This is a genomic window from Paracoccus onubensis (assembly GCF_003591515.1).
Lineage (GTDB): Bacteria > Pseudomonadota > Alphaproteobacteria > Rhodobacterales > Rhodobacteraceae > Paracoccus > Paracoccus onubensis.
The window spans coordinates 56,956-69,454 of record NZ_QZCG01000010.1; the positions used below are offsets into that span (position 1 = coordinate 56,956).

The following is a 12,499-nucleotide window of genomic DNA, read 5'->3' on the forward strand; positions in this document are numbered from 1 at the left end:
CCGGCAGGGAGACAGCGTTCTCAAACGCAGGGGCCATGACATATGTCATGGCCCAACTCTTATTCCCGGATTGCCGGCTTGGCCGATTGACGCCATTCAATGTTTGGCACGGCTGATCTTCTTAAAGCCCGAACTCCCGGTAAACCCGGGGCAGCAATTCGGGCAGATCGTCGGCGATCAGTCCGGGACCGAACAAGCGTGCCGCATATGCATGCAGCAGGCAGCCAATGCCCGCAGCTTCCAGGACAGGCAAATCTCGCGCAAGCAAGCCGGTGATCAGCCCGGCCAACACATCTCCGGATCCCGCTGTCGCCAGCCAGGGGATGTCGAAGGCCGAATGCACCCATGCCCGCCCGTCAGGCGCCCCGATCACGCTATCCGGCCCTTTCAGCAGGACAACCGCATTGCAATGCGATGCCGCCTCTCGGACAGCGTCGATGCGGGAATATGCCGGACCGTGGCGGGCGGGCTTTTTCATTCGTCGGGAGATATCCGGGAAAAGTCGCGCAAATTCGCCCTCATGCGGCGTCAGAACGCAATGATCCGGCAACTGCCCGACCCAGTCGGGATTTTGCGCCAGGGCCGAGAGCGCGTCGGCATCCAGAACGCAGGGCAGGCGCGCATTCATTGCCGTCGGCAGCAGATCGGCGGCCCGTCGCAATCCGCAACCCGGACCTAGACAAAGCGCAGTGATCCGTCGGTCGGTCAGGAGATTTTGCAGAGCTTCGGCATTCCCGATATTGCGCAGCATCAGGGCGTCAGGTCCCTGCCTGCCGTGGCCGGTAATATCATCCGGCAGGCCAAGCGTCACAAGCCCGGCTCCGCTTCTGATCGCCGCCCGCGCCGCCAGCCGCGCGGCACCATCCTGCCCTGCTGCTCCGCCTACAATCAGTGCATGTCCGTATCTGTATTTATGCGCATCCTGGGGTTGGCCCGCCGCGACACCTTTGCCGAGCATTCTTGGAAGCACGGAACGGATTGGTTCAGCCCGTCGGTCATGGACGGGGAAGCGCGGCCAGATAGCGTAAAGATCGGCCTGCCTGGTCCGCCGCTCGCGCCATGGCCGCAAGCCGATATCCGCAATGATCAGCCGACCGCAGGCGGCAGGACCGGATGCCAGAAGATGCCCCGGCTTGGGGCTGTCGAAGCCGATGGTAAGTGTCGCGGCAAGCGGGGAGGGCGGATCGGTATCGCCGCCCAGCCAGCGACCGCTATCCATGCAGAGTCCCGAGGGACAATCCACGGCGACAAGCGGTGTATTTTCGTGACGGGTCAGATGAGAAAGATGGCGAAGCAGCACCGCGATCTCATCTTGTGGCGGTCTGCTCAGACCGGTGCCGAAAATGGCGTCCACATGAATGCTGTTTACGGGCGACTCGCGCAGGGTGGCCAGTGTCAGCGGCAGGATCGGGCCGATTTCCTGCCAGCGGCGTTTTGCGTCACCCGCATCGGAGCCGGGGATATTGTCCAGCCCCAATACCCGCAATCTCCATCCCACCTTCGCCAGAAGCCGCGCGATCACATACCCGTCGCCGCCATTATTGCCCGGACCGCAGAGAATCGTCGCATGTCCCGGTTTTGGCCATTGCAGCCGGATATGCCCGGCCACCGCGGCGCCCGCGCGTTCCATCAAGGTCAACCCCGGGAGTTCTCCGCCATCCATGGCCGCGGATTCGATGGCGCGCATTTGGGCGGTCGTGAGGATTTCAGTGCCAAACAGCATAGAAGTTGCCTATAGTTTCGTCATGAAGCCTAAATATTAGGCAAATACATCGGTCCGCCGCGTTCGGATCGTCCATCCGGCTCTTGCCGCATTTACGCCAGACATCAAACCCGCCAATCAGTCTTCAGGCAAGCCGCGAGGAAGGATCAATAGCGATGAAAAAGATCGAGGCGATCATCAAGCCGTTCAAACTGGACGACGTGAAAGAAGCTCTTCAGGAAGTAGGCGTACAGGGTCTGTCGGTTACCGAGGTCAAGGGCTTCGGGCGTCAGAAGGGGCATACGGAACTTTATCGCGGCGCTGAATATGTCGTGGATTTCCTGCCAAAGGTGAAAATCGAAATGGTCCTGCCCGACGACCAGGTCGAGGCGGCTGTCGATGCGATCGTAAGTGCCGCGCGCACCGAGAAGATCGGCGATGGCAAGATCTTCGTGTCGCCCGTCGAACAGGCAATCCGCATCCGCACTGGCGAAACCGGCGACGACGCGGTTTGAATATCTCCAGCGACACAGGTTCTGCGCCCGGCGAATGTGATTGCCGGGCCGATTTTACGAAGAAAGGGAAGTGATGAAAATCAAGGATGTCTTGAAATTGATCGAAGATGAAGACGTCGCCTATGTCGACGTGCGCTTCACCGATCCCAAGGGCAAGCTGCAGCATGTGACGCTGGACAAGGATCTGGTGGATGAGGATTTCTTCGAGGAAGGCTTCATGTTCGACGGCAGTTCGATTGCCGGCTGGAAGTCGATCGATCAATCCGACATGAAGCTGATTCCGGATCCGTCATCGGTCTATATCGATCCGTTCTATGCGGAAAAGACCCTGTGCGTGCACTGCAATGTGGTCGAGCCGGATACGGGCGAACCCTATAGCCGCGATCCGCGCGGAACCGCTGTCAAGGCAGAGGCTTATCTGAAATCATCGGGCGTTGGCGATGCCGCTTATTTCGGCCCGGAAGCCGAATTCTTCCTGTTCGATGACGTGCGCTATTCGGTTACTCCGCAAAAGGTCGCCTTCAGCATCGACGCGCTTGATGCGGCATGGAATACCGATACCGAATACGAGATGGGCAATCAGGGACATCGCGCCGGTCACAAGGGCGGTTACTTCCCCGTGAACCCGGTCGATGCCGCACAGGATATCCGCAGCGAGATGCTGTCGACCATGAAGCGCATCGGCATGAAGGTGGACAAGCACCATCACGAGGTTGCCTCGGCGCAGCATGAATTGGGGCTGATCTTCGGTTCGTTGACCGAACAGGCCGACAATATGCAGAAGTACAAATATATCATCCATAATGTCGCCGATGCTTATGGCAAATCCGCGACTTTCATGCCCAAGCCGATGAAGGGCGATAACGGCTCGGGGATGCATGTGAACATGTCGATCTGGAAAGACGGCAAGCCTTTGTTCGCGGGCGACAAATATGCCGATCTGTCGCAAGAGGCGCTGTATTTCATCGGCGGCATCCTGAAACATGCCAAGGCGCTCAACGCACTCACCAACCCCTCGACCAACAGCTACAAACGCCTGATCCCGGGCTTCGAGGCTCCGGTTCTGCGGGCCTATTCGGCGCGGAACCGTTCGGGCTGCGTGCGTATTCCGTGGACCGAAAGCCCCAAGGCAAAGCGTGTCGAGGCCCGCTTCCCGGATCCCTCGGCCAACCCTTATCTGTGCTTTGCCGCCTTGCTGATGGCCGGTCTGGACGGCATCAAGAACAAGATCGATCCGGGTTCGGCTTCGGACAAGGATCTCTACGATCTGCCGCCCGAGGAACTGGCCGAAATCCCGACCGTCTGCGGCAGTCTGCGCGAGGCGCTCGAGGAACTCGAAAAGGACATGGACTTCCTGTTGGCGGGCGACGTGTTCACCCGCGACCAGCTTGAAGGTTACATGGCACTGAAATGGGAAGAGGTTTATGCCTATGAGCATACGCCGCACCCGGTTGAGTATCAGATGTATTACTCCTGCTGATACGAGTTCGAAATCAGGAAAAGAGGCGCCGTCCGGGCGCCTCTTTTTTTTAAGATGCCTGGCAAAAGCGGCGCTCGATCGAACCCGCGCCCCGCCCCTTCTTCTTTGCACAAATACCTCGGGGGGCCGGGGGCTGGCCCCCGGTTCAGGAACCAGCCGACCCCAGCTGCTACGGGTGCAGATCAGGCGTCAACAATATCCGTTGCAAACGGGTAATCGGTATATCCTTTCTCGCCACCGACATAGAGGCCCGAGGTATCGAGCTCGTTCAACTCCAGACCGTTGCGGAACCGTTCGGGCAGATCGGGCGTGGCGATGAAGTCGCGACCGAAAGCGGCCGCATCGGCCACACCGTCGCGCAGCAATTGCGAGGCCGTGTCGAATGTCAGCCCCTCATTCGCGATGATCACACCGCCAAAGGTCCGCTTGATTTCGGGCAGAAGACTGTCATCCCCGACATGTTCCCGCAAGGCAAGGAAGGCCACGCCGCGCGCCGCCATATCCTGGGCGACCTGAGTGAATAGGGCGCGCGGATCGCTGTCACCCATGTCATGACTGTCACCGCGCGGGGCAAGATGCACGCCGACCCGATCCGCGCCCCAGACACCGATCACCGCATCGGCGATCTCGTTCAGCAGGCGCGTCCGGTTTTCGATCGCGCCGCCATAACCGTCAGTTCGCTGATTGGTGCTATCCTGCAGAAACTGGTCGATCAGATAGCCATTGGCGGCATGGATCTCGACCCCGTCGAAACCTGCGCGTTTGGCGTTTTCCGCACCCTGACGATAGGCTTCGACAACACCCGGGATTTCTGCTGTTTCAAGGGCGCGGGGCGTGACATATTCGGATTTTGGCCGCACCAGGCTGACATGGCCTGCGGGCTGGATCGCGCTTGGGGCAACAGGCAGCTCACCATTCAGGAATATCGGATGCGAGATGCGCCCGACATGCCAAAGCTGCAACAGGATCAGGCCGCCGGCCTCATGCACGGCCTGAGTGACGGCTTTCCAGCCTTCGACCTGCGCCTCGTTCCAGATCCCTGGCGTGTCGGCATAGCCCACACCCACCGGGGTGACACTGGTCGCTTCGCTCAGGATCAGACCGGCACCGGCACGCTGGCGGTAATATTCGGCCATAAGTGCGTTGGGCACACGTTCAGTCCCTGCGCGAGATCGTGTCAGTGGCGCCATGATAACCCGGTTTTTCAGGCTGAGAGGGCCGATCTGCAGCGGATCGAAAAGAGTCGTCATCGAATGTCCTTTCATCGTGACCAATGTCTTCCAGATGTGAGTTGTTTGCCCTTTTCGCAGCTTTCAATACCGCCTCGTGCATAGCCGCATCTCATTCAGCGCAACGCAAGGCGCTTGACAAGCGCGTCCCGGTTTGTGACCGTAGGCGCAGTCAGGGGAGTCCCGCCCAAGGGACTGAGAGGCTGATTGGTGGCAGCATCATGCAAATGAGCTGCCACGGTGTGGCGACCCTTTGAACCTGACCCAGTTGAGACTGGCGTAGGAAGACCGAAGGGCACATGCTCTTTGGGCCGTTCTGGCCCCCGCTGGGCCGGACGCCCGCTTTCTGCCTCCGACGCTTCTGGGTCTTTTCGAGTGAGCTTGAGGAGACATCATGAATAAGCATAGCAATCTTTCCGACGATCCCACGCCAGCACCGAAGATCACCACCGGCCCGCTGCCCGCCTCGAAAAAGGTCTGGCATGGCGATTTGCGCGTGCCGATGCGCGAGATCGAACTGCATCCTTCGGCCATGGAGCCGCCGGTGACGGTTTACGATTCCTCCGGCCCCTATACCGACCCGCAGGCAGTGATCGATATTGCGGCGGGATTGCCACGCTTGCGTGAAGGCTGGATTGCGGGACGTGGTGATGTCGAGCGTTACGATGGCCGGGTGGTGAAGCCCGAGGATAACGGGTTTGCAACGGGTGAACGGCTGGTTCCGGGCTTTCCCGTGCGGCATGAGCCGTTCCGGGCGAAATCGGGCGCGGTGACGCAGATGGCCTATGCGCGGGCCGGGATCATCACGCCCGAGATGGAATTCGTGGCGATCCGCGAAAATCTGGGGCGGCGGGCCGCGAAGGAAAAGCTGATCCGCGATGGACAAGATTGGGGGGCGTCGGTCCCGGATCACGTGACCCCGGAATTCGTGCGGCAGGAAATCGCCTCGGGCCGTGCCATCATTCCGGCGAATATCAACCATCCCGAGATCGAGCCGATGGCGATCGGGCGGAATTTCCTTGTGAAGATCAACGCCAATATCGGCAATTCCGCCGTGACCTCCTCGATGGAGGAAGAGGTCGAGAAGATGGTCTGGGCGATCCGCTGGGGCGCGGATACGGTGATGGATCTGTCGACGGGCCGCAATATCCACAATATCCGCGACTGGATCATCCGCAACAGCCCGGTCCCCATCGGCACGGTGCCGATCTACCAGGCGCTCGAAAAGGTGGGCGGCGTTGCTGAGGACCTGTCCTGGGAGGTGTTCCGCGACACGCTGATCGAACAGGCCGAGCAGGGCGTGGATTACTTCACCATCCATGCCGGTGTGCGCCTCCCCTTCATCCATCTGACCGCCGAACGGGTGACCGGGATCGTCAGCCGCGGTGGTTCGATCATGGCGAAATGGTGCCTGCATCATCACCGCGAGTCGTTCCTGTATGAACATTTCGACGAGATTTGCGACATCATGCGCGCCTATGACGTCAGCTTCAGTCTGGGTGACGGGCTGCGTCCGGGTTCGATTGCGGACGCCAATGATGCTGCGCAGTTCGCGGAATTGGAAACGCTTGGCGAGTTGACCAAAATTGCGTGGGAAAAGGACTGTCAGGTGATGATCGAAGGCCCCGGCCATGTGCCGATGCACAAGATCAAGGAGAATATGGACAAGCAGCTGGAGGTTTGCGGGGAAGCGCCGTTCTATACGCTTGGGCCGCTGACCACGGATATCGCGCCGGGCTACGATCATATCACCAGTGCCATCGGCGCCGCGATGATCGGGTGGTTCGGCACGGCGATGCTGTGCTATGTCACGCCAAAGGAACATCTGGGCCTGCCCGATCGCGACGACGTGAAAACCGGCGTTATCACCTATAAGATCGCGGCCCATGCCGCCGATCTGGCCAAGGGACACCCAGCGGCGAAACTGCGTGACGACGCGCTGTCCCGCGCCCGGTTCGAGTTCCGTTGGGAGGATCAGTTCAATCTCTCGCTTGACCCCGATACAGCACGCGAATTCCACGACCAGACCTTGCCGAAAGAGGCGCATAAGGTTGCGCATTTCTGTTCGATGTGCGGACCGAAATTCTGCTCGATGAAGATCAGCCACGATATCCGCGCCGAGGCACGGGCATCAGGCATGGAGAAAATGGCCGAAAAATACCGCGAGGGCGGAGACCTCTATATGCCGGTCGATGAGGTGGAGAAGATCGAGGGATGACGACGCATCCGGACAGGCACGCACAGGCGTCCGATCATGGGAGGCGCGATCCGGACATTGCGCAATGCAGTTTGCTGTTCAACTCCGGGCGCGCATGCTCCAGAGGTTCCGACGGCACTAGGGTCTGTCGCACCTGTCCGGTTTCGTGTCCCCTCCTTGTGCTTCTTCTTTGTCCAAATACCTCGGGGGTCGCCGGCAGGTGCGCCACTGGTTCAAGAACCAGCCGGCGACGGGCTGGCCCCGGCCATCGCGGGACGCAAGTAACCGGCGTTTCCGATGCAGCAGGGCACGCTCAAAAGCGCCGATCTTTGGACACGCCCGGGCGCATGTGCCGGGCGCCTTCGGTCCCTGCTTTCGCATGGAGAGATGATCGATGTTTTCGGTTTTAGGGGCGGGCGTTGCCGGGCTTTGCGTGACCACCGTTTTGGCCGAACGCGGCCTGCCTGTCGAACTGTTATCTGACGACTCCATCCCTGCCTCTCATTGGGCGGGTGGCATGCTCGCGCCGGGCTGCGAAGGAGAATCCGCCCCGCCCGAGGTCATCATTGCAGGTGTAAAAGCCGTCGAATGGTGGTCGTCCCATGTGCCCGGTGTCGTCCGGCGGGGAACGCTGGTTGTGGCTCCTCCTCGCGATGGTGCGGAACTGGATCGCTTTGCGCGGATGACGACTGGCCATGCCCCCGCCGATCCCGCCACGCTGGAGCCCGATCTGGCGGGGCGCTTCGCGCGCGGGCTGTTCTTCGCGGAGGAAGCCCATCTTGACCCCCGCAAGGCGATGGCTGCGCTGCGGGACCGGTTGACCGGCATGGGCATTCCCATCCGTCAGGGTCAGCCACGCGGAAGAATCATCGATTGCCGGGGGCTGGCCGCCCGTGACCTGCTGCCCGATCTGCGCGGAGTCAGAGGCGAGATGCTGATCGTCGATGCCCCGGATGTGACGCTGACCCGCACGGTGCGGCTGCTGCATCCGCGCTTCCCCTGCTATGTCGTGCCGCGTGGGGATGGGCGCTACATGATCGGCGCGACGACGGTCGAAACCGACGATCCCGGCCCGGTCACGGCGCGGGCGGTGATGGAACTGCTTTCCGCCGCCTATACCCTGCATCCCGGTTTCGCCGAGGCGCGGCTGATCGAGACCGGCGCGGGCCTTCGCCCCGCCTTTCCCGATAATATCCCGCAATTCCGCGAGGCGGGCGGAAGATTGCATGTCAATGGCATGTATCGCCACGGCTTCCTGATGGCGCCCGCATTGGCCGAGAAATTGGCGGATCATCTGATACGAAAGGAAAAACATGCGAGTTGAATTGAATGGCGAAGCGATCCGGACACAGGCCACCACCTTGTCGGAACTGATCGAAGAGCGCGATTTACCGGCCGCCTCGGTGGCGACCGCCGTGAATGGCGATTTCGTCCCCAGGACCTTCCGCGACGGAACGGCCTTGTCCGAGGGCATGCGGATCGAGATCCTGTCGCCCATGCAAGGGGGCTAAGTCATGTTCTATGATGTGACGCCGGTTTCCCGCTTGTTTCTGGGAACTGCGCAATACCCTTCTCCTGCGGTACTGGCCGACGCGATTTCCGCCTCGGGAAGCGAGATCATCACGGTCAGTCTGCGCCGCGAAGGGGCAGGGGGCGCGCATTTCCGCGATCTGCTTCAGGCCAGCGGCTGTCATATCCTGCCCAATACTGCGGGATGTCACAGCGCCCGCGAGGCGATTACCACGGCACGGATGGCGCGCGAGGTTTTCGGCACCAACTGGGTCAAGCTGGAAGTCATCGGCCATGCTGATACGCTGCAACCCGACCCTTTCGCGCTGGTCGAGGCTGCGCGTGAACTCTGCGCCGACGGGTTCGAGGTTTTCCCCTATACGACCGAAGATCTGATCGTCGGTGAAAAGCTGGTCGAAGCGGGCTGCCGGGTATTGATGCCCTGGGGATCTCCGATCGGATCGGGACAGGGTCTGAGGCATGAGGATGCGCTATGTTCCATGCGGGCGCATTTTCCCGATATTCCGCTGGTGATCGATGCGGGGATCGGCGCACCGTCGCAGGCTGCCCGGGCAATGGAGATGGGCTTCGATGCCGTGCTGTTGAATACCGCCGTTGCAAAGGCCGGCGATCCGGTCGCAATGGCGCGGGCGTTTGCCGGCGCTGTCGAATCCGGAAGGCTTGCCCATGAGGCCGGATTGATGGGGCGGCGGGATATGGCCGTGGCCTCGACCCCGCTCTTCGGCATGGCAGCACTGACATGACGCTGGATCGCTTTTATCTCATCACCGGAACGACCACGCTTCTGGAACGGCTCGTTCCGCTGGGCGTCAAACTGGTGCAATTGCGGCTCAAGGAGGTTCCCGATGAGGAGCTTCCCAACCATATCCTGCGTGCGAAGGCATGTTGCGCAGCGCATGGGGCGCAGCTGGTGCTGAACGATTACTGGCAGCTTGCGATCGATCTGGATATTGATTTCGTGCATCTGGGACAGGAAGATATGGATCTCGCGGATTTCACGGCATTACGCCGCGCGAATGTGCGATTCGGGCTTTCCACCCATGACGAAACCGAACTGGATCGCGCCCTGTCATATGGCCCCGAATATGTCGCCCTTGGTCCGGTTTATCCGACGCTGCTGAAAAAGATGAAATGGGGTCCACAGGGGCTGGAGCGTGTGCGCGAATGGAAGAGGCTCGCGGGAAAAGTGCCTTTGGTTGCCATCGGTGGATTGACGCCGGAACGGCTGCCGGGCGTCTTCGCGGCTGGTGCGGATTGCGCGGCGGTGGTGACGGATATTCAACAGGCAACCGACCCGGAGGCGCGCTGTCGTGAATGGATCGCGGCAACACGGTGACAAGCCCCGAATTGCCCCTGCCGGTCAGGCCCGGTCAAGATTGACGTCAATCAGTCCGGCGACCTGATCGGGATGCGTGATCGGTGCCATATGGCCGGCATCCGGCACAACCGCCCTGCCGACATCCGGCAGGCGGGATGCCAGCGTCTCGGCGATTGCGTGGATGGATGGCGGTGATTGCTCGCCGGAAATCAGCAGGACCGGCGCCGTGATCGCCTCCAGCCCGCCTTCGCGCAGCAGGTTTGCCCGGTCACGCATGAGATCGGGCGTGCAGGCCGCAACCAGTCTGACGCAAGCCCGCATCCTGTCCTTCATATCGTCTGGCAGGACGTCATAGGATTGCGTTCCCCATGCCGCGAGGAATTGCCGGGTTGCTTCTTCGTCCCGGCCTTCGGAAATAAGCCGTTCAAGATCGCCATCGGGCTGAACCGCAACCATTTCATCCGGCGCGGCGGCAAAAAGAACCGGTTCGATCAGGGTCAGGCTACGAATGGCCTCGGGCGCGGCGAGGGCGATGCGCAGGGCGACCGTGGCCCCCATACTGTGGCCGATCAGATCCAACGGATGGTTGATGAAGCTGGCGGCGATCCGGGTGGTGGCAGTATGGTAATCGGGACCGTTCGCTTCCGGTTGCCAAGGCCCGCTGCGGCCATGGCCGGGCATGTCGAAACCATGCAGATCGACCTTGCCTTCAAGGCGTTCGGCAATCGGCCCCCAATATCCGGCCGAGGCCATCATGCAGTGCAATGCCAGTGCCGGACGATCGGTATCGCCGGGCCAGTGGCGCCGGAAAATCTCGGTCACAATGCTTCGAGATGCCGGTCGAGGAAATCCAGCCTGTCCTGCCCCCAGAACCGCAGATCGGTCTCGCGGACGATATAGAAAGGTGCGCCGAAAACCCCGGCGGCGACCGCCTCTTCCAGATTGCGCCCATAGGTTTCGGCGCCGGTCAGCAGACCCTTGTCGCACAGATCGGGATCGAAACCATGCGCCTGCAGGATATCGCGGATGACGGCGTCGTCGCTGATATCCCGCTCTTCTGCCCAGACGGCCTGCAGGAACCCCTGAACGAGCGCGCCGATATTCCCGCCTCCGGCATTCTGGGCGGCGATGACTGCGTAGGATGACGGAGCCATATTCACCGGGAAATGCGCCGGTTTGGGATTGAGCGGCATTTTCAGATGCTCTGCCCAGCGGGGAAGTTCCTGCATCCTGTATTCAATGCGGCTTGGATGCCGCTTGGCTGGGGGTAAACCGCCCGTCCGCTCGAACAATTGCATGATGTCCAGCGGTTTATAGGTGATTTCTGCCCCGCGGGCGGCGGCAATCTTTTCCAGCCGATCCCCCGCAAGATAGGTAAACGGGCTGATCGTCGTGAAGTAATAGTCGATATGCGCCATCGAAAGCTCCTTTGGGGTTTGCTCAATTGTTAACCCGGTGTTAATGGCGGTGCAATCTCACGAAACACGACAGAGGCCCTGCTTCATATGCCCGTCATGACCGAGCCCAAACTTATCTCCGGCAATGCCAACAAACCCCTTGCCGCGTCGATCGCGCGTCGCATGTCCATGCATCGCGGCATGAATGTCGGGCTTTGCGATGCCCGGATCGAGCGTTTCAACGATCAGGAAATTTTCATCGAGGTCTTCGAGAATGTCCGCGGCGAGGATATGTATATCATTCAGCCGACCTCGAACCCGGCGAATGACAATCTGATGGAATTGCTGATCATGGTCGATGCGCTGCGCCGTTCTTCGGCCGCCCGGATCACTGCTGTCATTCCCTATTTCGGTTATGCAAGGCAGGATCGCCGCGCCAAGGCCCGCACACCGATTTCGGCCAAGCTGGTGGCAAATCTGCTGACCGAGGCCGGAGTGGACAGGATCCTGACGATGGATCTGCATGCGACGCAGATTCAGGGCTTTTTCGATATTCCGGTGGATAACCTTTATGCGGCGCCGATATTCGCGCTTGATGTGCAGCATCATTTCAAGGGCCGGATGAATGACCTGATGGTGGTCTCGCCCGATGTCGGCGGAGTGGCGCGGGCGCGGGAACTGGCGCAAAGGATCGGTGCGCCGTTGTCGATCGTGGACAAGCGCCGCGAAAAGCCGGGTGAAGTGGCCGAAATGACGGTGATCGGCGATGTGAAGGGCAGGGCCTGTGTCATCGTCGATGACATCTGCGACACTGCGGGAACTCTGGTGAAGGCGGCGCAGGTGCTGAAGGATGAGGGCGCGACCGAGGTGCATGCTTATATCACCCATGGCGTCCTGTCGGGACCGGCGGTCGAGCGGGTGTCGAAATCGGTGATGAAATCGCTTGTTATTACCGATTCGATCCAGCCATCCGAAGCCGTGAAGGCCGCGCCGAATATCCGCATCGTGCCGACGGCGCCGATGTTTACGCAGGCAATCCTGAATATCTGGAACGGCACCTCGGTCAGTTCGCTGTTCGAAACGGATACCCTGCTGCCGATCTATGAGGGGCTTTACTCGACGTCGTAATCG

At 60.6% G+C, this 12,499-nt stretch carries 12 protein-coding genes and 1 riboswitch; of the genes, 8 read left to right on the forward strand and 4 right to left on the reverse strand.

Features of this window, described 5'->3' with window-relative positions; genetic code table 11:
- Window positions 1-121: 121 nt before the first annotated feature.
- Window positions 122-1,723 (reverse strand): NAD(P)H-hydrate dehydratase, encoded by a 1,602-nt coding sequence (locus D3P04_RS14920; RefSeq protein WP_119750279.1) that lies wholly within the window; start codon window positions 1,721-1,723, stop codon window positions 122-124.
- Between the two features lie 155 nt (window positions 1,724-1,878).
- On the opposite strand from D3P04_RS14920, the gene D3P04_RS14925 reads away from it, so the two are divergent.
- Together D3P04_RS14925 and glnA are read left to right on the forward strand one after the other, a co-directional pair.
- Entirely contained in the window at window positions 1,879-2,217 is a 339-nt protein-coding gene (locus D3P04_RS14925) for a P-II family nitrogen regulator (protein ID WP_119750281.1), read from the forward strand.
- A 73-nt stretch (window positions 2,218-2,290) separates the two neighbouring features.
- A complete protein-coding gene (glnA, locus tag D3P04_RS14930) occupies window positions 2,291-3,697 on the forward strand; it encodes a type I glutamate--ammonia ligase (RefSeq protein WP_182912886.1) in 1,407 nt (468 codons plus the stop codon).
- Window positions 3,698-3,879: 182 nt separating this feature from the next.
- Here the strand turns inward: glnA and D3P04_RS14935 are convergent, their stop codons facing one another.
- Complete coding sequence (locus tag D3P04_RS14935) at window positions 3,880-4,947, reverse strand: alkene reductase (protein ID WP_119750538.1); 1,068 nt, start codon at window positions 4,945-4,947, stop codon at window positions 3,880-3,882.
- 143 nt (window positions 4,948-5,090) lie between these two features.
- A riboswitch (TPP riboswitch) is annotated at window positions 5,091-5,229 on the forward strand.
- Between the two features lie 91 nt (window positions 5,230-5,320).
- Here D3P04_RS14935 and thiC point away from each other — a divergent pair.
- The 5 genes from thiC (at window position 5,321) to D3P04_RS14960 (ending at window position 9,989) form a co-directional block, all read left to right on the forward strand.
- Entirely contained in the window at window positions 5,321-7,144 is a 1,824-nt protein-coding gene (thiC, locus tag D3P04_RS14940) for a phosphomethylpyrimidine synthase ThiC (protein WP_119750285.1), read from the forward strand.
- Between the two features lie 373 nt (window positions 7,145-7,517).
- Window positions 7,518-8,447 carry an FAD-dependent oxidoreductase gene (locus D3P04_RS14945; protein WP_119750287.1) on the forward strand — a complete coding sequence of 310 codons (930 nt, stop codon included), beginning with the start codon at window positions 7,518-7,520 and terminating at the stop codon, window positions 8,445-8,447.
- Complete coding sequence (gene thiS, locus D3P04_RS14950; protein WP_119750289.1) at window positions 8,437-8,634, forward strand: sulfur carrier protein ThiS; 198 nt, start codon at window positions 8,437-8,439, stop codon at window positions 8,632-8,634. The genes D3P04_RS14945 and thiS overlap by 11 nt, the downstream gene beginning before the upstream one ends.
- A 3-nt stretch (window positions 8,635-8,637) precedes the next feature.
- Window positions 8,638-9,396: a thiazole synthase gene (locus D3P04_RS14955; RefSeq protein WP_119750291.1), complete on the forward strand. Its 759-nt coding sequence runs from the start codon at window positions 8,638-8,640 to the stop codon at window positions 9,394-9,396.
- A gap of 2 nt (window positions 9,397-9,398) precedes the next feature.
- Window positions 9,399-9,989, forward strand: a complete 591-nt coding sequence (locus tag D3P04_RS14960) for a thiamine phosphate synthase (RefSeq protein ID WP_119750540.1) — start codon at window positions 9,399-9,401, stop codon at window positions 9,987-9,989.
- A gap of 24 nt (window positions 9,990-10,013) precedes the next feature.
- On the opposite strand, the gene D3P04_RS14965 is transcribed toward D3P04_RS14960, so the two are convergent.
- Both D3P04_RS14965 and D3P04_RS14970 read right to left on the reverse strand, forming a co-directional pair.
- A complete protein-coding gene (locus tag D3P04_RS14965) occupies window positions 10,014-10,793 on the reverse strand; it encodes an alpha/beta fold hydrolase (protein WP_119750293.1) in 780 nt (259 codons plus the stop codon).
- Window positions 10,790-11,389 carry a 2-hydroxychromene-2-carboxylate isomerase gene (locus tag D3P04_RS14970; protein WP_119750295.1) on the reverse strand — a complete coding sequence of 200 codons (600 nt, stop codon included), beginning with the start codon at window positions 11,387-11,389 and terminating at the stop codon, window positions 10,790-10,792. The genes D3P04_RS14965 and D3P04_RS14970 overlap by 4 nt, the downstream gene beginning before the upstream one ends.
- A gap of 87 nt (window positions 11,390-11,476) precedes the next feature.
- Here D3P04_RS14970 and D3P04_RS14975 point away from each other — a divergent pair, with 87 nt between their 5' ends.
- Window positions 11,477-12,496 carry a ribose-phosphate pyrophosphokinase gene (locus tag D3P04_RS14975; protein WP_119750297.1) on the forward strand — a complete coding sequence of 340 codons (1,020 nt, stop codon included), beginning with the start codon at window positions 11,477-11,479 and terminating at the stop codon, window positions 12,494-12,496.
- Window positions 12,497-12,499 lie beyond the last annotated feature (3 nt).

Coding starts and splice junctions, on each gene's coding strand:
- D3P04_RS14920 (WP_119750279.1), bottom strand. CDS start 1,723: ATGCTGTTTGGCACTGAAATCCTCACGACCGCCCAAATGCGCGCCATC.
- D3P04_RS14925 (WP_119750281.1), top strand. CDS start 1,879: ATGAAAAAGATCGAGGCGATCATCAAGCCGTTCAAACTGGACGACGTG.
- glnA (WP_182912886.1), top strand. CDS start 2,291: ATGAAAATCAAGGATGTCTTGAAATTGATCGAAGATGAAGACGTCGCC.
- D3P04_RS14935 (WP_119750538.1), bottom strand. CDS start 4,947: ATGACGACTCTTTTCGATCCGCTGCAGATCGGCCCTCTCAGCCTGAAA.
- thiC (WP_119750285.1), top strand. CDS start 5,321: ATGAATAAGCATAGCAATCTTTCCGACGATCCCACGCCAGCACCGAAG.
- D3P04_RS14945 (WP_119750287.1), top strand. CDS start 7,518: ATGTTTTCGGTTTTAGGGGCGGGCGTTGCCGGGCTTTGCGTGACCACC.
- thiS (WP_119750289.1), top strand. CDS start 8,437: ATGCGAGTTGAATTGAATGGCGAAGCGATCCGGACACAGGCCACCACC.
- D3P04_RS14955 (WP_119750291.1), top strand. CDS start 8,638: ATGTTCTATGATGTGACGCCGGTTTCCCGCTTGTTTCTGGGAACTGCG.
- D3P04_RS14970 (WP_119750295.1), bottom strand. CDS start 11,389: ATGGCGCATATCGACTATTACTTCACGACGATCAGCCCGTTTACCTAT.
- D3P04_RS14975 (WP_119750297.1), top strand. CDS start 11,477: ATGCCCGTCATGACCGAGCCCAAACTTATCTCCGGCAATGCCAACAAA.